Annotated in this window: 18 protein-coding genes and 1 tRNA gene; 17 read left to right on the top strand and 2 right to left on the bottom strand. The window is 69.5% G+C overall.

Going from position 1 to position 21,954, the window contains the following annotated elements:
* Positions 1–9 precede the first annotated feature (9 nt).
* The 9 genes from P2H44_RS20590 (at position 10) to P2H44_RS20550 (ending at position 11,683) form a co-directional block, all read left to right on the top strand.
* Positions 10–1,569, top strand: coding sequence for a tryptophan halogenase family protein (locus P2H44_RS20590; protein ID WP_275766628.1), 1,560 nt, complete (start codon positions 10–12; stop codon positions 1,567–1,569).
* 324 nt (positions 1,570–1,893) lie between these two features.
* Positions 1,894–3,171, top strand: a complete 1,278-nt coding sequence (locus tag P2H44_RS20585) for a tyrosine-type recombinase/integrase (protein ID WP_275766627.1) — start codon at positions 1,894–1,896, stop codon at positions 3,169–3,171.
* 128 nt (positions 3,172–3,299) lie between these two features.
* Complete coding sequence (locus tag P2H44_RS20580; protein WP_275766626.1) at positions 3,300–3,839, top strand: hypothetical protein; 540 nt, start codon at positions 3,300–3,302, stop codon at positions 3,837–3,839.
* 77 nt (positions 3,840–3,916) lie between these two features.
* Positions 3,917–4,111 carry a helix-turn-helix transcriptional regulator gene (locus tag P2H44_RS20575; protein WP_275766624.1) on the top strand — a complete coding sequence of 65 codons (195 nt, stop codon included), beginning with the start codon at positions 3,917–3,919 and terminating at the stop codon, positions 4,109–4,111.
* A gap of 3 nt (positions 4,112–4,114) precedes the next feature.
* Positions 4,115–4,525: a hypothetical protein gene (locus P2H44_RS20570; RefSeq protein WP_275766622.1), complete on the top strand. Its 411-nt coding sequence runs from the start codon at positions 4,115–4,117 to the stop codon at positions 4,523–4,525.
* Positions 4,522–6,936 (top strand): DUF3987 domain-containing protein, encoded by a 2,415-nt coding sequence (locus tag P2H44_RS20565; protein WP_275766619.1) that lies wholly within the window; start codon positions 4,522–4,524, stop codon positions 6,934–6,936. Before P2H44_RS20570 ends, P2H44_RS20565 begins: the two co-directional genes overlap by 4 nt.
* A 276-nt stretch (positions 6,937–7,212) precedes the next feature.
* The gene (locus tag P2H44_RS25510) at positions 7,213–7,692 is read left to right on the top strand and encodes an HGGxSTG domain-containing protein (protein ID WP_345799010.1); all 480 of its coding nucleotides are present in this window, start codon (positions 7,213–7,215) and stop codon (positions 7,690–7,692) included.
* 344 nt (positions 7,693–8,036) lie between these two features.
* Positions 8,037–10,895: a class I SAM-dependent DNA methyltransferase gene (locus tag P2H44_RS20555; RefSeq protein ID WP_275766616.1), complete on the top strand. Its 2,859-nt coding sequence runs from the start codon at positions 8,037–8,039 to the stop codon at positions 10,893–10,895.
* Between the two features lie 62 nt (positions 10,896–10,957).
* On the top strand, positions 10,958–11,683 hold the full coding sequence (locus P2H44_RS20550; protein WP_275766614.1) for a hypothetical protein: 726 nt from the start codon (positions 10,958–10,960) through the stop codon (positions 11,681–11,683).
* 92 nt (positions 11,684–11,775) lie between these two features.
* On the opposite strand, the gene P2H44_RS20545 is transcribed toward P2H44_RS20550, so the two are convergent.
* Positions 11,776–11,851: transfer RNA gene (locus P2H44_RS20545), tRNA-Thr, on the bottom strand.
* 137 nt (positions 11,852–11,988) lie between these two features.
* On the opposite strand from P2H44_RS20545, the gene P2H44_RS20540 reads away from it, so the two are divergent.
* From P2H44_RS20540 to glyS, 6 genes are all read left to right on the top strand, one after another.
* Positions 11,989–12,198: a hypothetical protein gene (locus P2H44_RS20540; RefSeq protein WP_275766612.1), complete on the top strand. Its 210-nt coding sequence runs from the start codon at positions 11,989–11,991 to the stop codon at positions 12,196–12,198.
* A gap of 2 nt (positions 12,199–12,200) precedes the next feature.
* Positions 12,201–12,656, top strand: a complete 456-nt coding sequence (locus tag P2H44_RS20535) for a host attachment family protein (RefSeq protein ID WP_275766610.1) — start codon at positions 12,201–12,203, stop codon at positions 12,654–12,656.
* 182 nt (positions 12,657–12,838) lie between these two features.
* The gene (locus tag P2H44_RS20530; protein WP_275766608.1) at positions 12,839–13,786 is read left to right on the top strand and encodes a glycine--tRNA ligase subunit alpha; all 948 of its coding nucleotides are present in this window, start codon (positions 12,839–12,841) and stop codon (positions 13,784–13,786) included.
* Between the two features lie 66 nt (positions 13,787–13,852).
* Positions 13,853–14,353, top strand: coding sequence for a DUF6446 family protein (locus P2H44_RS20525; RefSeq protein WP_275766605.1), 501 nt, complete (start codon positions 13,853–13,855; stop codon positions 14,351–14,353).
* A gap of 2 nt (positions 14,354–14,355) precedes the next feature.
* On the top strand, positions 14,356–15,579 hold the full coding sequence (gene gltS / locus P2H44_RS20520) for a sodium/glutamate symporter (protein ID WP_275766602.1): 1,224 nt from the start codon (positions 14,356–14,358) through the stop codon (positions 15,577–15,579).
* Positions 15,580–15,591: 12 nt separating this feature from the next.
* Positions 15,592–17,691, top strand: coding sequence for a glycine--tRNA ligase subunit beta (gene glyS, locus P2H44_RS20515; protein ID WP_275766601.1), 2,100 nt, complete (start codon positions 15,592–15,594; stop codon positions 17,689–17,691).
* A gap of 226 nt (positions 17,692–17,917) precedes the next feature.
* Here the strand turns inward: glyS and P2H44_RS20510 are convergent, their stop codons facing one another.
* Positions 17,918–18,634, bottom strand: a complete 717-nt coding sequence (locus P2H44_RS20510) for an arylesterase (protein ID WP_275766599.1) — start codon at positions 18,632–18,634, stop codon at positions 17,918–17,920.
* On the opposite strand from P2H44_RS20510, the gene P2H44_RS20505 reads away from it, so the two are divergent.
* Positions 18,633–19,376: an ABC transporter ATP-binding protein gene (locus P2H44_RS20505; protein WP_275766597.1), complete on the top strand. Its 744-nt coding sequence runs from the start codon at positions 18,633–18,635 to the stop codon at positions 19,374–19,376. The genes P2H44_RS20510 and P2H44_RS20505 overlap by 2 nt on opposite strands.
* A complete protein-coding gene (locus P2H44_RS20500) occupies positions 19,373–21,952 on the top strand; it encodes an ABC transporter permease (protein ID WP_275766596.1) in 2,580 nt (859 codons plus the stop codon). The genes P2H44_RS20505 and P2H44_RS20500 overlap by 4 nt, the downstream gene beginning before the upstream one ends.
* Positions 21,953–21,954 lie beyond the last annotated feature (2 nt).

The raw sequence follows: 21,954 nt of genomic DNA, 5'->3' as shown, positions 1-21,954 counted from the left end.
GAGACGCCGATGCTCGACCCCAACCGCATCCGGTCCGTGACCATCGTCGGCGGCGGCAGCTCGGGCTGGCTCGCGGCCTCCTACCTCGGCCGGTTCCTGCGCGACGTCGACTGCGAGGTGACGCTGGTCGAAAGCGCCAACGTCGGGACCATCGGCGTGGGCGAGGCGACGATCCCCTCGATGGTGCGCTTCCTGCGCCAGATGCGCATCGACGAGATCAAGTTCATGCGGGCCTGCGCAGCCTCCTACAAGCTGGGCATCGACTTCGTGGGCTGGCGGGGCGAGGGGCATTCCTATTGGCACGCCTTCGGCCTGTGCGGCGGCAAGATCGACGGCATGGACCTGTTCCACCAGTGGCACCGCTCCCGCCGCCTGACCGCCGATCCGCGCCCCTACGAGCATTTCTCGATGCAGGCGCAGGCAGGCAAGGCGCTGCGGGCGCCGCGCTCGGTCCGCGACCTCTCGCCGATCATCAAGACGGGGGGCTACGCCTACCACCTCGACGCGGGCGCGATGGCCGAGTTCCTCAAGCAGATCGCCCTCGCCGACGGCGTGCGCCACCTGCACGACGACATCGAGCACGTGGACGTCGAGGAGGGGATGATCGCCGGCCTGCGCTGCGCCTCGGGCCGCACGCTGACCTCGGACCTCTACATCGACTGCACGGGCTTCGCGGGGGTGCTGATCGAGAAGGCGCTGAAGGACCCGTGGGTGGATCTCTCCCACCAGCTCCTGTGCGACTCGGCCGTGGTCCTGCCCCAGCAGCCCGACGAGGAGATGCCGCCCTTCACCCGCTCCACCGCGCTGGGCGCCGGCTGGACCTGGGAGATCCCGCTCAGCCATCGCAAGGGCTCGGGCTACGTCTATTCCTCGGCCCATGTCTCGGCCGACGAGGCGGCGCAGACCCTGATCGACCGCGCCGGCTTCCGCCGCGCGCGCACCGCCGACCCGCGCCACCTGCGCATGCGGGTGGGCCACCGCACCGACTTCTGGCGGGGCAACTGCGTCTCGGTCGGCCTGTCGTCGGGCTTCATCGAGCCGCTGGAGTCCACCGGCCTCTACTTCGTGCACCGGGCGCTGGGCCTGCTGCGGGATCACTGGCCGGACCGGGGCTTCTCGCCCTCGCTGCGGCTGGGGTTCAACCGGCTGATGCGGCAGGCCTACGACGAGGTGCGCGACTTCATCCTGCTGCACTACGTCCTCGCCGACCGCCCCGAGCCCTTCTGGCGCGACGCCGTCTCGGTCCCCGTGCCTCTGAGCCTCGCCGAAGCGCTGGAGAGCTACGACGAGAACGGCCTGATCCCGCTGCGCTCGTCCGAGGTGTTCTCGGCGGCGAACTACTATTTCATCCTCGCGGGCTGCGGACGCCTGCCGCGCCGGATCTGCGCGCGGTCCGAGTTCATCGACTTCGCGCCGGTCGCCAAGGTGCTGACCGAGATCGAGGCCCAGAACGACCGCATCTGCGCCGACCTGCCCCTGCAAAGCTCCCTGATGCGCTGGATCCACCGCCGCGAGGGCGACGGCGCCAGCCTGCGCGGCTCCTCCCTGGCCGATCCGACGCTAGGTTAGGGGAAGAGGCGCCGCTCGGGGGCGGAGCCCTGCCCACGGGCACCTTCCGGCGCCCGCGCGCCATGCCTGCCGCCTCGAACGCCCGAACCCCATGGAAACGGCATCGCATTTCGACGAGCTCGGCTATGGCGCCGGTCGAGGGGCTCGAACCCCCGACCCCCTGATTACAAATCTCTTGGTCGATAGTTTCGATCAGTTTCTCGCCACCTCCGAAAATCGCATATAGCCCATTCAAAGCAGTGGCTTGATCTCCTATCTTGTTCTTTAAGGCGGCGCATGGTTTCGCGCTGCGTGTTGGACAGGTGTTGGACAAGAGGCGGCGCGATGGCGGGCATCAAGGTGAAGCTGACGCAGCGGACGGCCGAGGCCGCGAAGCCAGAGGCGCGGCGCTATCACATCACGGATACGGACCTGCCAGGCTTCCGGCTGCATGTCCTGCCATCCGGCAGGAAGGGCTGGTATCTTGCCTATCGCCTGGGCGGAGGGCGCGGCGCATCGCAGCGCGAGCCGAAGATCGGCGACTTCCCTGCCATGAAGGCGGAGGCTGCCCGACGGATCGCCGAAGGCTGGCTCGCCGACGTGCGCAAGGGCGGCGATCCAGCCGGCGAGCGCAAGGCGAGGCGCGAAGCCCCCCGCATGAATGACCTCTTCGACCGTTACCTCGAAGACCACGCCCGGCGGCACAAGAAGGTGTCCAGCGTCGAAAACGACGTGCGCATGATCGAGAAGCGTCTGCGGCCCGCCTTCGGCCGCTTGAAGGTCGCGGAACTCGCCCGGCCGGAAATCGCCGCCTTCCACAAGCGGCTTGCCGAGACGCCATACGAGGCGAACCGGGCGCTCGCGCTCCTGTCGAAGATGCTTAACCTTGCCGAAATCTGGGACATGCGCCCGGACGGCTCCAATCCTTGCCGGCATGTGCGCAAGTATGCCGAGACGCAGCGCAAGCGGTTCCTATCGAACGTGGAACTGGCCCGGCTGGGCAATGCGCTGCGTCTGGCCGAGCGTGACGGCTTCTTGGAGCTACCCGCGAAGGAAGGCGTGCGAGAGAAGCCGGCCCGCGCGCCAGTGTCGGCGGAAGCGGTCGCCGCGATCCGGCTGCTGATCCTGACCGGTGCTCGGAAATCAGAAATCCTGAAACTGCGCTGGGAATGGATCGACTTCGAAGGGCGGCGCGCGAACCTGCCGGACTCCAAGACCGGCGACAAATCCATTGTTCTCGGCCCCGCCGCGCTCGAAGTGCTGGCAGGCCTCCAGCGGACAGAAGGCAATCCGCATGTCATCCGCGGCGCGAAGCCTGGCGCGCACCTGGTAAACCTGAAAGACCCGTGGCTGGCGGTGCGAGAGGCGGCAGGGCTGGACGATGCTCGCATCCATGATCTGCGCCATTCCTACGCCAGCGTAGGCGCGGCCGGCGGGGCCTCCCTACCGATCATCGGGGCGCTTCTCGGACATACGCAGGCGCAGACGACGCAACGGTATGCACACCTTTCCGACGATCCGATGCAGGCCGCGGCCGCCAAGATCAGCGGGCAGATCGCGTCCGTGATGCACTCGGGCGTGAGTATTCTTGCGGGGGATGGGAGATCGAATCGACAGGAATAGCTATGGGACGCCGCCCAAGAAGAATGCACCTATCGCGCGGGCGAGCCGCATACCTTTTGAGACGGATCCGTGACCAACAGCGGCGTCGGCGGATCGCTGCCGCATTCTACGAGATACTTCTATGCAAGATGGTTGAAACCAAAAAACTCAATCTGCAAACAGCTGCTATGGAAGTGCTCAGCCACTACTATATTCGCGACGCGAGCATCGGCTTTAGTGAGGCACTCGAACATCATCTGAATGTTCCATATGATGACCCCGAAGAATTTTGCATCATCCCAAAATACATCTGCAAAACGATCTCGGAAAGCTGGAGAAGTTATCGTGATGGCGAATCGAAGTCTCTCAACGAGGCCTTTTCCCAAGGCTTGCCAGCCAAGCGATCTCCAAGGCGAGCGCTGATAGAGGTCTACAATCGTCTATACTTGGCCCAAATGATTTTGGACCACCTGACGCTAAGTTCAGCGCGAGGGACTCCGTTGTCAATCGCAGACGCCATCGCTTGGGCGGAAGAGGAACTGCGGGATGAACCCATAGAAGCGTCGGAAAAGACGCTTTGGGAGGCCTGGAAGGCCGTTGGGCCGGTTCTCGAAGAAAGGCTGCGCGCTAACGCAGCCGGAACGGAAATCGCATTTACCCCCCCTTGGATGCCGAACTGGCGGGACTGAAATAACGACGCCTGAAGCCTGATGCTTCCTTCAGCGACGACGCGCAATCCCGCGCAGCCTCTGCTGGAGAAATCCCAATGCATCCTGCCGAATACGGTAGACGACTTCTGAGCCGCGACGAGATCCAAGCCGAATACGGCATCACCCGCCGGTGGCTCGAACTCGCCGCCCATCGTGGCGACGGCCCGCCCATGCGGAAGATATCCCGCCGGATGGTCCGCTATGACCGGGCCGAGTTCGAAGCCTGGCTCGACGCCTCTAAGGTGGAATGAGCCATGGCCGAGAAGTTCGAGACCCGTCGCGCGTGCGGGCGCGGCCGGGCCTCGGGTTCGTCTTCGCGTGCCGCGGGACTGCCCGAGACGATATCGCAAGCGTCGGCCGACGTCACCAATGAATTGGTGAGCAATGCGCACGCGAGCCACCGTGAAACGGCCGACGACTACAGCGCCCTCCTGGCTCGCCTGAACGAGGGCTTCCGGGTGATCGCCTGCAAGGATCGCCTGCAATGGATCATCCAGCGGCGGGACCGCTGGAAGGCCGGTGCGCCGCGCTGGACGGGATTCAGGTATCACCCGACCCGCGAAGCGCTGATCGCGGCCTGCCGGGCCCTGTCCGGCCCCTGCGACCCCGCCGCCATGGCAAGCCTCGCCCTGCTGCCGGAAGCCATCCGGGGGATTGCCGGATGACCCTACATGATCCCTTCAAGACGACCCCGGCGGAGGCGGCGCTCGCCCTCGCCGCGGCGGGTCTGCCGGTCTTCCCCTGCGACGGTCGGCCGAAGCCGGATGCGGACCAACGCTATCCCGGCGAGCCGCGAAAGAGCCCGCTGACGTCCAACGGCTTCAAGGACGCGACGGCCGACGCCGGAACGGTCGCCGCCTGGTGGCGGCGCTATCCGGAGGCGTTGCCCGCCGTGCCTACGGGCGCAGCCTCTGGGTTCTTCATTGCTGATGCGGACATCGACGACGAAACCGGGGAGGCGACCGGAGAAGCGACGCTCGCGGCGCTGGGCATCGATGCTGCGCATCATCGCCATTCCGCCCCGACGCTCTCGGGGGGACGGCACTTCGTGTTCCGGTGGCGCGAGGGCCTGCCCGGCAACTCCACCAAAACGCGGAATGGGCTGGCGGGAGTCGATATCCGCAGCGAGGGCGGATACGTCGTCGCGTGGCGGCCGGAGGCCCTGATCGCGGCGAAGGCCGCCGACGACCTCGAAGACCCGCCCGCCGCTTTGCTGGCGGCGCTTCGGACCAAGGGCGCGCAGGAGCCGACCGGCGAGCGCACCGCAGGCTTCGACGCCCCGGCGGACGCGAGCGCATGGGCGGAGGCCGCCCTCGACGCGGAACTCCGCGCCTTGCGAGGGACCGCGCCGGGCGGGCGGAACGACGCTCTCAACCGCGCCGCGTTCAGTCTCGGGCAGATCGTGGGAGGCGGGCGTCTAGACCGCGACCGGGTGGAGGCCGAACTCGTGGCCGCCGCCCTGTCCATCGGCCTCGGCAAGGATGAAACGGCCCGCACGATCAGGAGCGGACTGGACGGCGGCGGGGCTGAACCGCGAGGGCCGAAGGGCTCGCCCGGCGGCGGCTTTCCGCAGGACAGGGAGGGCGAAGGCTGGCCGGAACTGATCCCGCTGGAAGGCGGCGTCCTTCCCTGCCTTTCGCCCGAAATGCTCGGCGGCTGGCTGGGCGACTTCGCAAGCGCGCTTTCGAAAGCGACCGAAACGCCCTTCGAGCTTGCCGCCTGCATGACCCTCGGCGCGGCCTCGGCCGCCGTCGCCCGGCGCATGAAGGTGCAGGTGAAGCCCGGATATCTCGAACCCTGCAACCTCTGGCTTCTGCCGGCGCTGGCCCCCGGCAATCGCAAGTCGTCGGTGGAAAAGGCCGCCGCCGCTCCCCTCCGCGCGTGGGAACGCGACCAGTCCGAGGCGATGCAATTCGAGATCGCGGCCAAGACCTCGGAGGCGGACGTCGCCAGGGCCCGCGCCAAGGAGCTGAAGGCGAAGGCGGCGAAGGAAAAGACCGATGCATCCGCCCGCGACATGGCTCGCCTCGCGGCGCAGATCGAAGCCGACGCGCCGGCCGTGCCGCTGCCGCCGCAGATATGGACCTCGGACGCCACGCCGGAGAACCTCGGGGTCCTGCTGGCGGCGCAGGGCGAGCGGATCGCCTGGATATCCGCCGAAGGCGGGTTCTTCGAAATCGTCGGCGGGCGCTACTCCAACGGGGTTCCCAATCTCGACCTGATGTTGAAGGCGCATTCCGGCGATCCGGAGCGAGTGGACCGCATCGGCCGCCCCTCGGTGCATCTGAGCGAACCCCTTCTCACGGTCGCCATGTCGCCCCAGCCCGAACTCTTGAGGGGCCTGGCGGCGAGACCGGGGTTCCGCGGGCGCGGGCTGCTGGCGCGGTTCCTCTACTTCCTTCCGCGCTCGCCCCTGGGATATCGAACGCTTGAAGGCGCGCCCGTGCCGCCTGCGGTCGAAGCCGCCTACGCCCGTGGCTTGCGCGCCCTGCTGGACATGCCTGCGGCGCAGGACGAGCGTGGACGACCCTGCCTGCGCATCCTCTTCCTGTCGCCGGCCGCCCATGCGGCGTTCCATGCCTTCGCGCTCCACATCGAAACGGAGATGCGGCCCGGCGGCCGGTTCGAGAGCCTCACGGATTGGGCGGGCAAGGCCCCCGGCGCGGCCGCGCGGCTGGCCGGCGTCCTGCACGCGGCCGACCATGCCGGGGGCGAGCCCTGGGCGGTCGAGATCCCGCCCGAAGCGATGGAGCGCGCGCTCGCCATCATCGCCACGGCCGCGGAACACACTCTGGCGGCCCATCGCCTGATGCAGGCCGATCCGGTCCTTGCGGCGGCGGAAGCCCTGTGGCGCTGGATCAAGCGCAACCGCCGCCTGCGGTTCCCCGCCCGCGACGCCTGGCAAGGACTGAAGGGGCGCGCCGACTTCGCAAAGATGGCCGACGTCACGGCCGCGCTCGAAGTCCTGTCGGAGCGGGGATACCTGCTGATCGTGAACCCGCCCCGCATCGGTTCCGGTCGCGCGCGGAGCCCCGACGTGATCGTGCGCCCCGAACTGGCGGAGGGCTGGGAATGAGAGGCTGGCGCGACATTCTCGGCGCAGCCTCCGAACCTGTCGCCGCTCCCCCTGTTCCCCCACTTCCCCCAAAACCCAAGGAGTCGGCCGGTTCGGGGGGAAGTGGGGGAAACGGGGGAAGGTGCACGGACGCAAGACGGCACGAAGCTGACCCGGCCGCGTTGATCGCCACGGCCTCAGCAGAGCCAGGCATCCGGCCGCCCTCGAAACTGAACGTCGGCCCCGCCGACTCCGACAGGCTCGCGGCGCATCTGCGCTTGGCCGGCCCCTCAACATATGGAGCCGCCGCAGCGGCGTTGGGCTGGGGCGCGACGCGGGCCTGGAGGGCCGCAGACCGGTTGGCCCGATCCGGCAGGGCCAGCCTCGGTCCGCTCGGGCATCTGCACGTCGCCGCGCCCAGCGCGAGTTTCCAGACGCCAATGCGCGCGCGTGATGGAGAGTTGGACGACCATGACTGATCTTCCGCCAAGCCTGCTGCGCTACCTGGCCCCTTTCATTCGCAACCGTCGCTGCGGCGCAAGGACCCGAAGCGGCAAGCCCTGCAAGATGCATCCGGTCGGACTTCGCAACGACCGATGCCGGCTTCACGGCGGGCTTTCCACCGGCCCGCGGACGCCGGAAGGGCGAGCGCGCATCGCCGAGGCGCAAATGCGGCGCTGGGCGCGATGGCGGGCCGAGAGGGTCTTAGAAACGAGAAATGCCCGATCCGAGGAAAATCAATCTACTGACCCGGCTTTGGCACCTGAGAAAAGTTGAGATTTGTTAGGATCGCGAAATGCCCACGCCCGACCCCGACGGCCTATTCATCGACTATTGGGAGGATGGCCGCTTCAACGTCCTGGCCGAGGTCTGGCCCCATGGCAACCGACGCCACCGGATCGCCCGGCTGAGGGCCGTGGTCCGGAAGCTGCGACTCGGCGGCTGGCAATGCTGGGAATGCAGGGAACCGATCCCGCTCTATCGAAGAGCGGACGCGCGGTATTGCTGCGAGGCGTGCCGGAAGCGGGCGGCGCGAGCGCGGCGGGGGACGTGAACCGACGTTGACCGGCCGGCGGGCGGATGCTCTTGATCTAGTCCCGATTTCTGGCAGAGCCGATCCTGTGACCCCCGCTGAATTCGTCGCCAAATGGACCGCATCGCCGAAACGCGAACGGGTCGATTCCCAACCCCAGTTTCTCGACCTCTGCCGGCTTCTCGAAATCGACGACCCTGCAACCGCCGATCCGCAGCACGAGTGGTTCACGTTCGAGCGCGGAGCCTCGAAGACCTCCGGCGGAAACGGTTGGGCCGATGTCTGGCGTCGGGGTTGCTTCGGGTGGGAATACAAGGGCGTCGGCGGCGACCTCGACAAGGCGTATCGGCAGCTGCTCAACTACTCGGTCGCGCTGGAGAACCCGCCGCTGTTGATCGTGTCGGACATGGCGCGGTTCCGCGTTCACACCAACTGGACCAACACGGTTCAGGAGACGCACGAATTCACGCTCGCCGACCTGGCGGACGCGAAATGGCGCGACCTGCTGCGCGACTGCTTTCTGAACCCTGACGCGCTGAAGCCGAAGAAGACCCGAACCGCGCTGACGGAAGAGGCCGCGTCGAAATTCGCGGCCCTCGCCCTTCGCCTGCGCGCCCGAGGGTTCGAGGCCGAGGCGGTCGCCCATTTCGTCAACCGTCTCGTCTTCTGCATGTTCGCCGAGGACGTGGGCCTTCTGCCCTCGCATATCTTCCGGCGGATGCTGGAAGCCTGCCAGTCCGCGCCTGCGGATTTCGAGGTTCACGCCCGCACCCTTTTCGCCGCCATGCGGAGCGGGGGGATGGTCGGTTTCGAGCGGGTCGAATGGTTCAACGGCGGGTTATTCGACGACGACACGACGTTCCCACTCGACCGCGAAGACCTGCGCGAGGTGCTGGCGGCTGCGAAGCTGGATTGGTCCGATATCGACCCCTCGATCCTCGGCACCCTGTTCGAGCGCGGGCTCGATCCCGACAAGCGGTCCCAGCTTGGCGCTCACTACACCGACCGCGAGAAGATCATGCAGATCGTCCGGCCGGTCATCGTCGAGCCGCTGACGCGGGAGTGGGAGGCCGTGAAGGCGAAGATCGAGACGGCGCTCGCCCGCGAGCGGGCCGCCAAGTCCCTCTCGACCGCGACCCGCGCGCACAACGAGGCGCGCCGGCTGTTCGTCGCCTTCCTGGAGCGGCTGCGGGGCTTCCGGGTGCTGGACCCGGCCTGCGGCTCGGGCAACTTCCTGTATCTGTCGCTGCTGTCGCTGAAGGACCTGGAGAACCTGGTGATCCTGGAGGGCGAGGCGCTGGGCTTCGGCCGAGAGTTTCCGGGCGTGGGGCCGGAGGCGGTGAAGGGGATCGAGCTGAACCCCTACGCGGCCGAACTGGCGCGGGTATCGGTCTGGATCGGCGAAATCCAATGGATGCGGCGAAACGGGTTCGAGGCGACGAAGAATCCGATCCTGAAGCCGTTGGAGAATATCGAGTGCCGGGACGCGGTACTGACGCCGCAGGGGGAGCGGGCGGAATGGCCCTCGGTGGACGTGGTGGTGGGGAACCCGCCGTTTCTCGGTGCGAAGAAGATGCGCTCTGAGATGGGGGCGGAGTATGTTGAGAGGCTGCGGCTTGCTTGGTCGAAAGATGTTCCTGGGCTGGCTGACCTTGTTGCCTACTGGTTTGCCAAGGCCTCCAGTTTCCTAGAACACAATAAGACGGAGCGCGTCGGATTCGTTGCGACAAACTCGATCCGAGATGGTGCAAGCAATGCGGTTTTGAAGCGGCTCCCTCCAACTGTATCGATTTATCAAGCAATCAGCGATCAGAGTTGGACCGTCGAGGGTGCCAGCGTCCGAGTATCCATAGTTTGCTTTGGATATCATGGGGGCACACCGGTCTTAAATGGCAGGGAGGTTTTTGGAATTGAATCGAATCTAAAGGAAAAATCAACAAAATTACATTTAACTAGTCTTGAAAAAATGAGAGAAAACGATAGTGTTGCATTTATTGGCATCCAAAAGAACGGTCGGTTTGATGTGTCCAGGGATGTTGCTTCCAATTGGCTTCTGTCGCCGCATAATCCGAATTTAACCCATAATAAGGACGTATTGCGCCCTCTCATGTCGGGTCGAGATTTTACAGCTCGCGATCGAGCCCGATGGATCATAGATTTCTTTGGCCTAAGTGAAGCTGAGGCGATGTTTTTTGAAGAGCCGTACAAGCATTGTCGCGACCTGATCTACCCAGAGCGATTGACAAACGCGCGAAATGGTCGTCGCGAGAAATGGTGGCTATTTGGTGAGAATATGCCAAAGATGCGCGGCAAAGTGCGAGGACTTGATCGCCATATCGCACGCAGCTTGACCTCGAAACACCACTTATTTGGGTGGTGCTGCTCAGGTGTATTGTGCGACAGCACCTGTGTGGTCATTGCTCGTGACGATGATACGACGTTTGGCATTCTACATTCCTTTTTACATGAGATCTGGGCGGTACGGGCGGGCGCTTTCCTTGGCGCAGGCAATGACCCCCGCTACACCCCCTCCACCACGTTCGAGACGTTCCCCTTCCCCGAGGGACTGACCCCGAACATCCCCGCTGCCGCCTATGCCGACGACCCGCGCGCCCAGAAGATCGCCGACGCCGCCGCGCAGCTGAACACGCTGCGCGAGAACTGGCTCAATCCGCCCGACCTGGTGCGACGCGAGCCGGAGGTGGTTCCCGGCTATCCCGACCGCATCCTTCCCAAGGATGAAACCGCGGCGAAGGAATTGAAGAAGCGCACTCTGACGAACCTCTACAACGCCCGCCCGGCCTGGCTTGCCCACGCCCATGCCGCCTTGGATGAGGCGGTGGCGGAAGCCTACGGCTGGGGCGACGACTGGCGGGACGGCAAGCTGGACGATGATGAGATCCTCGCCCGTCTCTTCGCCCTCAATCAGGCGCGCGCGGGCAAATGAACCGCGGGCAGGGAGGGGCGAACCGGCTGGACCGCCTCTTCCGCAGCGAGTTGAAGCGGTTCGTGACCGGACTCGACCGCCAGCCGGTTCCCGAGGTGCAGGACTTTCGCGCCGGCGCGCTCGCCTTTCTCGCGACCTACGCCACGGAGGCGATCAGCGCGAAGACGACGCGGCTGCTGGCGGACACGCTGCGGCGGCTGCACGCCTCACGCTCCTTCTCCACGCATGAATGGTTCCGGCTTCCGTATCTCGACGTCGCGCTCTGCAACCTGACCAGCGAGACTTGGCCGCTGCAAACCACGCTCGCGAACCTGTCGCACGGCACGAGCGATATCCGGACGCATCTGTATGCGCCGCTTGGACTCGCGATCCGAAAGGTTGATCCCGAGGCGAGCGGGTTCGTCCAGCGGATGCGGGAGAACTTCAGGGCGGCGCATATGGCAAATGAACCGGGGATCTGCCTCCTGTTGGCGATGCGGATGGATCGCGAGCGGAAGAAGGCGCTTCTATTGGATTGGCTGAGTGGGGCGGCCGCTGAGCAAGATCGGCTGGCTTTGGGAAACGCCCTCACCGGGCTTGCGATCCGGAACGACTGGATTCTGACGGAATATGCGGACGTCGCGATGCATCTGGCCGGTGCGCTGGCGGGCATGCCCGAGGGCTTTGACGACGAAAGCGCCGATGAAGCGCCGTTGCTGAATCTGGCGCTGCCGGACTTCGCCGCACGAAGCCGACGCGATCCGATTTTCGCAGGGTCGTTGTGGCTGGGCATGGCTTGGCCGAGATAGGCTGCCGGCCATGGAATGCCCTCTGGTGTTGGACAGGTGTTGGACGGCTCGGGCGCATTGAGCGTTGGGGCCGTATAAACTATTGAAATCAATGGTGCCGGTCGAGGGGCTCGAACCCCCGACCCCCTGATTACAAATCAGGTGCTCTACCAGCTGAGCTAGACCGGCCTGCCGCTCCCGTCCCGATAGCGTCTCGCGGCGCGGCGGGCAAGCCGGGGGGGGCGCGGGGTCGGCGCCGGATCGACACGAAGTCGCCAAGACGGGCTCCCATGTCCCCTGTCACCACCACGGCAAGGAGGGAGCTCATGGCCGAACGGCATCGATCCAAGCACGGCGGACGCGACACCGACCGCATCCTGGGCGAGGACGGCGATCCCACCCAGGGCGGCGCCGCGGGCGGGGACCTGGCCCGGGAGATCGGCGCGCGCGACCACCTCAAGCGCGCTTTCGAGCGACCCGCCGGGGCGACGCGGGTGCGCGGCTCGGACACGCCCGAAGACGATCGAAAGGACTGACCATGGCGCAGATCAAGGAAGGCGACTGGGTGCTGGTGACCGACGCCGGCAAGGCCCTGTTCCTCGAGAACGTGGGCGACGAGGTGCATCCCCATCTCGTGGTCCGGCGCAAGACCGAGCAGGAGAACCCCGCCGACTCCGCGCAGGGCGCGGACCGGCCGGGGCGGATGCCCGACACGGGCGTCGGCCAGCGCTCGGCCCTGCAGGAGACGGACTGGCACGAGCTGGAGAAGGCGCGCTTCGCCGACGACCTGGCAGAGCGGCTCTACGCCCGCGCCCATCGCGGCGACTTCACGCGCATCCACCTGGTGGCCGAGCCGCAGACCCTGGGCCGCCTTCGCAAGGCCGTCCACAAGGAGGTGGCGAGCAAGGTGCAGAGCGAGGTCGCCAAGGACCTCACGAAAGAGCCGCTCGACAAGCTCGAGGCGCGCCTGATCGAGGTCGTCGGCGAGGCCTGACGCCGCCGCGCCGCGCCGGGCCGCTCCGCACGGGGCGGTCCGGCCCCCGGGTCGGGTCGCCTTCAGTGCGCGGAGGCGCCGACGGGCGCGGGCGCCGACCGCGTTGACCTCGCCTCCGCCCCCCGCTATCGGTCGCCCCGCGCGGCGGGACCGGCCCGCGGCGGAGACGGATGGGAAGACCGATGTCCGAGGCGCCCGGCAAGCCCCGCTCCTTCCAGGAGATCATCCTGCGGCTGCAGACCTACTGGGCCTCGCGCGGCTGCGCCGTGCTGCAGCCCTACGACATGGAGGTCGGCGCGGGCACCTTCCACCCGGCGACGACGCTGCGCTCCCTGGGCGGCAAGGCGTGGGCGGCGGCCTACGTGCAGCCCTCGCGCCGCCCGACGGACGGGCGCTATGGCGACAACCCCAACCGGCTGCAGCATTATTACCAGTTCCAGGTGCTGATCAAACCCAGCCCCCCGGACCTGCAGGACCTCTACCTCGGCAGCCTCGAGGCGATCGGCATCGACATGGCGCTGCACGACATCCGCTTCGTCGAGGACGACTGGGAGAGCCCGACGCTGGGCGCCTGGGGCCTGGGGTGGGAGGTCTGGTGCGACGGGATGGAGGTGAGCCAGTTCACCTATTTCCAGCAGGTCGGTGGGCATGACTGCCGCCCCGTCTCGGGCGAGCTGACCTACGGGCTCGAGCGGCTGGCGATGTACGTGCTGGGCATCGACCACGTGATGGACATGCCCTTCAACGACCCGCAGGCGCCGATCCCGCTGAGCTACGGCGACATCTTCCGCCAGACCGAGCGGGAATATTCCCGCTTCAACTTCGACGTGGCCGACACCGCGGTGCTGCTGCGCCACTTCGAGGAGGCCGAGGCCGAGTGCGCGGCGATCCTCGCGCATCCGGCGACCGATCCGAAGACGGGGCGCGAGATCACCATGGCCCACCCCGCCTACGACCAGTGCATCAAGGCGAGCCACATCTTCAACCTGCTCGACGCGCGGGGCGTGATCTCGCCGACCGAACGGCAGGCCTACATCGGCCGGGTCCGGGCGCTGGCCAAGGCCTGCGCCGACGCCTTCGTGACCACCGAGGCCGCGGGCGCGGGCGACGGGGCGAACGCCGCGGCCTGACCGGCCGCGCGCCGGCGCGCGGGGCGCCGACCGCCTCCCGCCGCGCCGGCTGAGAGGGAGATAGGAATGTCCGGTCGCGTTCTGGCCATCGGCCTGCTGATCTTCGCCGCCGTCTTCGGCGCCGCCCTGTGGTGGTTCCAGACCCGCGCCTACTACGACGCGGTCGAGGGCGTGACCGAGGTCGAGATCGCGGGCGTCGCGGTCCCGGTCGAGGACTGGCGGGGCATCGACGCGGGCACCTCGCCCCTGAAGCTGCGCGCCTGCTTCCGCGTGACCGGCGAGCTGCCCGCCGGCGCGCCCGGCGGCGACGCCGAGGCCGCCACCCCGCTGGTCGCGCCCGACTGGTTCGACTGCTTCGACGCGCCCGAGATCGCGGAGGGGCTCGCCGACGGCCGCTTCGTGCCGGTGCTCGCCGCGCGCAACGCTCCCTGGGGCTTCGACCGCTTCGTCGCCTACGATCCGCAGACCCGCCGCGGCTGGATGTGGCGCCAGCTGAACCGCTGCGGCCAGTCCAAGTTCGACGGCGACCCGCTGCCCGAGGGCTGCGACGCCCCGCCCGAGGGCTGAGCATGGCGCCCGACCTCGTCCTGCATGTGCACCGGGCGCCCGATCACCTGGCCCTGACCATGGGGCTGGTGACCTGGCTGGTCGGCGCGGACCTGACGCGCCGGGTCCGCCTGCTGCGCGACTGGAACATCCCCGAGGCGGTGACCGGGGGGCTGCTCGCCTCCCTCGTCCTGCTCGCGGCGCGGGAGGGGCTGGGGACCGAGATCGCCTTCGAGATGGAGACGCGGGATTCCCTGATGGTGCTGTTCTTCGCCGGCATCGGCCTGAACGCGCGCCTCGCCGACCTGGTCGAGGGGGGGCGGCCGCTCGCTATCCTGCTGGCGCTGACGGTGGCCTACATCGCCCTCCAGGACGTGCTGGGCGTCGCCGTGGCGCTCGCCTTCGGGGCGCCGGCGGGGATGGGCGTGCTGATGGGCTCGGCCGCGCTGATCGGCGGGCACGGCACCGCCATCGCCTGGGCGCCCGAGGTGGCCGAGGCCACCGGCGCCGCCGGCGCGGCGGAGCTGGGGGTGGCGATGGCGACGCTCGGCCTCGTCGCCGCGGCGCTCGTCGGCGGCCCGGTGGCGCGCTTCCTGATCGAGGGGCGCAACCTGATGCCCTCCCGCCCGGCCGAGGATCTCGCCGTCGGCGTCTCCTATGACGAGGAGGTGTTCGAGCGGATCACCCTGCGCGGCCTGATGCGGGCGCTGCTGGCGCTGAACGTCTCGGTCGCGCTGGGCTACGTCGCGGCCGAGGCGATCGAGGCGGCCGGCTTCAAGCTGCCGCTGTTCGTGCCCTGCCTGCTGATGGGCATCGTGGTGGGCAACCTGTGGTCGGCGCTGGCGCCGAGCGATGCGCAGGTCAGCCGCACGCCGGCGCTGAACGTGATCTCGGATTTCTCGCTGTCGGTGTTCCTCGCGATGTCGCTGATGAGCCTGCAGCTCTGGACGCTGGCGGAAATGGGCTGGATGATGCTCGCCGCCCTCCTGGTGCAGGTCGCGGCCGCGGTGGCCTTCATCCTGTGGGCGGTGTTCCCGGCCATGGGGTCGGCCTATCGCGCCGCCGTGCTCTCCGCCGGGTTCGCCGGCTTCTCCCTGGGGGCCACCCCCACCGCCATCGCCAACATGACCGCGGTCGCCAAGCGCTACGGGCCCTCGCCCACCGCCTTCGTGATCCTGCCGCTGGTCTCCGCCTTCTTCGTGGACCTGGCCAACGCCGCCGCGATCCGCCTTTTCCTGAGCCTCTAGGATCCCGCCCCGATGCCCGACCTCCTGATCGAACTCTTCTCCGAGGAGATCCCCGCGCGGATGCAGGCCAAGGCCGCCGAGGACCTTCGCCGCCTGGTCACCGACGCGATGGTCGAGGCGGGCCTGACCTACGCCGCCGCCGCCGCCTTCGCGACGCCCCGCCGCCTGACGCTGGCGGTGCACGACTTCCCCAAGGCGACGAAAGCCACCAAGGAGGAGCGCAAGGGGCCGCGCGCCGACGCCCCCGAGAAGGCGCTGGAGGGGTTCCTGCGCTCCACCGGCCTGACCCGCGACCAGCTAGAGGTGCGCGCCGACAAGAAGGGCGACGTCCTCTTCGCGGTGATCGAGAAGCCGGGCCGCGAGGCCGCGGAGGTCATCGCCGAGGCCCTCGAGTCCGCGATCCGCAACTTCCCCTGGCCCAAGTCCATGCGCTGGGGCGCCGGCGCCCTGCGCTGGGTGCGCCCGCTGCACTCGATCCTCGCCATCATCCATGACGAGAGCGGCGCCTCGGTCGTCCCCGTCGAGATCGAGGGCGTGAAGACCGGCGATCGCACCCAGGGCCACCGCTTCATGGCGCCCGGGTCCTTCGCCGTGACCTCGTTCGAGGACTACCAGGCGAAGCTGGCGGCGGCGAAGGTGGTGCTCGACCCCGCCGAGCGGGCCGAGAAGATCCAGCACGACGCCGCCCAGATGGCCTTCGCGCAGGGCCTCGAGATCGTCGAGGACAAGGGCCTGCTGGCCGAGGTCGCGGGCCTGGTCGAGTGGCCCGTGGTCCTGATGGGCCCCATCGGCGAGACATTCCTCGATCTGCCGCCGGAGGTCCTGCAGACCTCGATGAAGGAGCACCAGAAGTTCTTCTCGGTCCGCAATCCGGCCACGGGGCGCATCGAGAAATTCGTGACGGTGGCGAACCGCGAGACCGCCGACGACGGCGCCACGATCCTGGCCGGCAACGGCCGGGTGCTGGCCGCGCGCCTCTCGGACGCGCTGTTCTTCTGGGAGAACGACCTGCGCAAGGTCAAAGCCGGGGGCTTGGAGGCGATGGCGGCGCCGCTCGCCAACGTCACCTTCCACAACAAGCTCGGCTCGCAGGCCGAGCGCATCGCGCGCATCGCCCGGCTGGCGCGCGAGATCGCTCCCGCCGTCGGCGCCGATCCCGCGCTCGCCGAGCAGGCGGCGACGGTCGCCAAGGCCGACCTCGCCTCGGAGATGGTCTACGAGTTCCCCGAGCTGCAGGGCGTGATGGGAACCTACTACGCCCGCGCCGCCGGCCTGCCCGAGCCCGTCGCCGCCGCCTGCGGCGCCCACTACGCGCCGCTGGGCCCGTCCGACGCCGTGCCGACCGAGCCGGTCTCGGTCGCCGTGGCGCTGGCCGACAAGATCGACATGCTGACCGGCTTCTGGGCCATCGACGAGAAGCCCACCGGCTCCAAGGACCCGTTCGCCCTGCGCCGCGCCGCGTTGGGCGTCATCCGCATCGTGCTGGAGAACGGGTTGCGTCTCGCCCTGACCCGGCCGATCGCCGAGGGCGCCAAGGCCAACCACGTGGATGCGGCCGACCACGCCGGGCCGATGGAGCTGCTGGTCCCCGACCTGCTGGGCTTCCTCGCCGACCGCCTGAAGGTGCACCTGCGCGCCGAGGGCGTGCGCCACGACGTGATCGAGGCCTGCTTCCGCCTCGGCGGACAGGACGACCTGGTGATGCTGGTGGCGCGGGTGAAGGCGCTGCAGGCCTTCGTGGACTCCGAGGACGGCGCCAACCTGCTGGCCGGCTACCGCCGCGCTGTGAACATCCTCGAGGCCGAGGAGAAGAAGGACGGGATCGAGTATTCCCTCGACCCCGACGTCCAGTTCGCCGAGGCGGACGCCGAGAAGGCGCTCTTCGCCGCGCTCGACGGCGCCGACCCCGCCATCGGCAAGGCGCTCGGGGCCGAGGACTTCTCCGCCGCCATGACCGCGCTGGCGGGCCTGCGCGCGCCCATCGACGCGTTCTTCGAGGACGTGGTGGTGAACTCCGACAACGCCATCATCCGCCGCAACCGCCTGTGCCTGCTGAACCGCATCCGCACGGTGATGCTGCGCGTGGCGGCCTTCGGCGCGCTGGAGGGCTGAGGCGCCGCCCGGCCGCAACCGGGCGCCGCGTCGACCGGGGCGCCCGCGGCGGGCCCTCCGCCCGCGGCGCGTCCCGGCGGGGTCTCCCGTCGCCACGGCCGCCCCGGGCGGCGGTCGCCCCCGGCGCCGAGGCCGGTGCGCGCCGCGGGCGGGCCATCGCCGCCCGCGGGACGGCCGACGCGGCGCCTCCGAGACCGGGGTCGGGGCGGGGGCCGGGCCCGGCGGCTCAGTCCTGCGTCTTCGCCCGCGCGATCAGCTCCTCGACCATCGGGCCGATGTCCTCGACCACCTTCTTCACGCCCTCGGCGTTGGGGTGGATGCCGTCGGCCTGCATCAGGCCGCGGGCCGCCTCGCGGTCGTCGAGCCCGCCGATCCCGGCCAGGAAGTTGGGGTAGAGCAGGGCGCCGTGGGTCTCGGCCAGCTCGGGGTACATGCCGTCGAAGGCCTGCCGCCAGTCCTCGCCGTAGTTGCGCGGCGCGGGCAGGCCCGCCAGCAGCGCCGGCAGGCCCTTCTCGTCCAGCGCCGCCAGGATCGCGTCGAGGTTCGCCTTGCTCGACGCCGGGTCGATGCCGCGCAGAAGGTCGTTGCCCCCCAGCTCGACGATCACCGCGTCCACCTCCGGCGTCAGCGACCAGTCGAGCCGCGACAGGCCCCCGCGCGTCGTGTCCCCCGAGACGCCGGCGTTGATCACGTCCACGTCATGACCGCGCGCCCGCAGCCAGGCCTCGAGCTGGGGGACGAACCCCTCCTCCTGCGCCAGCCCGTAGCCGTGGGTCAGGCTGTCGCCCAGCGCCAGCAGCGTCGTCTCGGCCGCCGCGACGGAACCGGCCGTCGCGAGCGTGAGGAAAACGGAGGCCGCCGCCGCCTTGAGCCTCCGCCCCCGCGCCCCATATGCGCAGGGACCCGAATTCATGACGCGCCGCAGCAGGGGAGCCAACCGCATGACCGAGGCCGCCGGGGATCCGCCCGTCATCGAGCTTTCCCGGGCGGAGCTCACGCTCGCCTCCCGCGCTGGACGGGTGGAGATCCTCAAGGGCGTCGACCTTTCGGTCGCGCGGGGGCAGACGGTGGGCATCGTCGGGCCTTCGGGCTCGGGCAAGTCGTCGCTCCTCATGCTGATGGGCGGGCTGGAACGGGCCACGGGCGGGCGGGTCGCGGCCCTGGGGCAGGACCTGACCCGGATGGACGAGGACGCGCTGGCGCGCTTCCGTCGGGACCATATGGGGGTGGTCTTCCAGTCCTTCCACCTCATCCCCACGATGACCGCGCTGGAGAACGTCGCCACCCCGCTGGAGCTCGCCGGCCACCGCGACGCCTTCGAGCGGGCGGAGGAGGAGCTGGCGGGCGTGGGCCTGGGCAAGCGGCTCGATCACTACCCCGCCCAGCTTTCGGGCGGCGAGCAGCAGCGCGTGGCGCTGGCCCGCGCCGCCGCGCCCCGCCCGCAGATCCTGCTGGCCGACGAGCCCACCGGCAATCTCGACGGCGCCACCGGCGACGCGATCATGGAGCTGCTCTTCGGCCTGCGCGATCGCCACGGCTCGACGCTGGTCATGGTCACCCACGCGCCTGAACTGGCCGCCCGCTGCGACCGCGTGATCCGCGTCGCCGACGGGCTGATCGAGGGCGAGAGCGCGGGCGAGGCCGCGGCGCGCGCCCCCGCCCCCACCCCCGAGGCCGCCGAATGAGCGGGCGCGCCGCCGCCTCCCCCCGCCGATCCTCCCTGCGCCCCGCCTTCGCCATCGCCCGGCGGGAGCTGCGCGGCGGGCTGAAGGGCTTCGGCGTGTTCCTCGCCTGCCTCGCGCTCGGCGTCGCGGCCATCGCCGCCGTCGGCTCGGTCCGCTCCGCGATCTCCGAGGGCCTTTCGCGCGAGGGCCAGGCGATCCTCGGCGGCGACGCGGAGATCGAGTTCACCTACCGCTTCGCCACGCCCGAGGAACGCGCCTGGATGCAGGAGCGCGCCGAGGCCGTCTCCGAGACGGTCGAGTTCCGCTCGATGGTCGCCGCCCCCGGCCCGGACGGCCAGCTCGACCGGGCGCTGACCCAGGTGAAGGGCGTCGACGACCTCTACCCCCTCTACGGCGAGGCGCGCCTGTCCGGCGGCCTGACCCTCGACGAGGCGCTGGAGGCGCGCGACGGAACCTGGGGCGTGGTGATGGCGCAGGCGCTGGTGGACCGGCTGGGCCTCGCCCCCGGCGACCGCGTCCGCCTCGGCGCCGCCGAATACGAACTGCGCGCGGTGCTGGAGCGCGAGCCCGACGAGGCCGCCGCCGGCATGGCCTTCGGCCCGCGCACGCTGATGCATCTCGCGGCGCTGGAGCCCTCGGGCCTGATCGCGCCCGGCACGCTCTACGACACCGACTATCGCCTGCGCCTCGCCCCCGACGTGGACCTCGAGGCGATGTCCTCGGCGATGACCGCGGCCTTCCCCGAGGCCGGCCTGCGCTGGCGCGACCGTCGCAACGGCGCGCCCGGCGTGCAGAACTTCGTCGAGCGCATCGGCGCCTTCCTGGTGCTGGTGGGGCTGGCGGCGCTGGCGATGGGGGGCGTGGGCGTCTCGGCCGCCGTTCGCAGCTACATGGAGCGCAAGACCGACACCATCGCGACCCTCAAGACCCTGGGGGCCGAGGGGCGCACGATCTTCGCGATCTACCTCGCCCAGGTGGGCGCGCTGGCGGCGCTGGGCGTGGGCATCGGCCTCGCCGTCGGGGCCGCGATCCCGGCGCTGGCGGGGCCGCTGCTGGAGGACCGCCTGCCGGTCCCCGCCCTCTTCGACGTCTACGCGCGGCCCCTGTGGGAGGCGGGGACCTACGGCCTGCTCGCCGCGCTGATCTTCGCGCTGTGGCCGCTGGCGCGGGCCCGCGACGTGCGCGCGGCCGCCCTCTATCGCGAGGCGGGGGAGGGCGCGCGCTCTTTCCCCCGGCCCGTCTACCTCGGGGTGATCGCGGCGCTGACGGCGCTGCTGGTGGCGGCGGCGGTGGCCTTCTCGGGCATCTGGCAGATCGCGCTCGGCTTCGCCGGCGGCGTCGCGGGGGCGCTGCTGGTCCTGTGGCTCGCGGCCCTCGGCGTGCGGGCGCTGGCGCAGCGGCTGTCGCGGGGCAGGGCGCTGCGCGGACGGCCCGCGGCCCGGCTCGCGCTGGGCGCGGTGGGCGGATCGACCGGCGAGACCTCGGGCGTCGTGCTCTCGCTGGGGCTCGGGCTCGCGGTGCTGGCGGCGGTGGGGCAGATCGACTGGAACCTGCGCCACGTGATCGACGCGGACCTGCCCGCAAAAGCGCCGGCCTATTTCTTCGTCGACGTGCAGAACGACCAGCTGCCGGGCTTCCTCGAGCGGGCCGAGGCCTATCCCGGCGTCGAGCAGATCGAGACCGCGCCGATGCTGCGCGGCGTGATCACCCGCCTCGACGACGTCCCCGCCCGCGACGCGACGGTGCCCGAGGAATACCAGTGGGTGCTGCGCGGCGACCGCGGCGTGACCTACGCCGCCGCGCCCCCGCCGGGGACCGAGATCACCGAGGGCGAGTGGTGGCCCGAGGACTACGACGGCGAGACCCTGGTCTCCTTCTCGGAGGAGCATGGCAAGGGCCTCGGCCTGAAGCTGGGCGACACCGTCACCGTCTCGGTGCTGGGGCGCGAGATCACCGCGCGGATCGCCAACTTCCGGGTGGTGAACTTCCGCGACATGGGCATCAACTTCCTGATGGTGATGAGCCCCGGCGTGCTGGCCGGCGCCCCGCACACCCACATCGCCACCGTCTACGCCGAGCCCGCCGCCGAGGGCGGCCTGCTGCGCGAGCTGGCGGGCGCCTATCCCAACATCACCGCGATCCGGGTGCGCGACGCCATCGACCGGGTGTCGGAGGCGCTGCGCGAGCTCGCCTCGGCCACCCGCTGGGGCGCCTCGGTCACGCTGGTCACCGGCATCGTGGTTCTGATCGGGGCGGCGGCCGCGGGCGAGCGGCGGCGCGTGTACGAGGCCGCCGTGCTCAAGACCGTGGGCGCCGCGCGCGGGCTGATCCTGCGCAGCTTCGCCCTGCGCTCGGCCCTGCTGGGGGCGGCGGCGGGGATCGTGGCGCTCGCCGCCGGCGTCGCCGCGGGCTGGGCGGTGATGGTCTTCGTGATGGACGCGCCCTACCGGTTCGAGCCGGTTTCGGCCCTGGTGATCGTGGCCGGCGGCGCGGCGGCGAGCCTGCTCGCGGGCCTCGCCTTCGCCGTGCGTCCGCTCGCCGCGCGTCCCGCCCAGGTGCTGCGCGCGCGGGAGTGAGA

The sequence above is a fragment of the Albimonas marina genome (assembly GCF_029223255.1).
Lineage (GTDB): Bacteria > Pseudomonadota > Alphaproteobacteria > Rhodobacterales > Rhodobacteraceae > Albimonas.
This window is presented reverse-complemented; position numbering and strand designations above follow the sequence as displayed.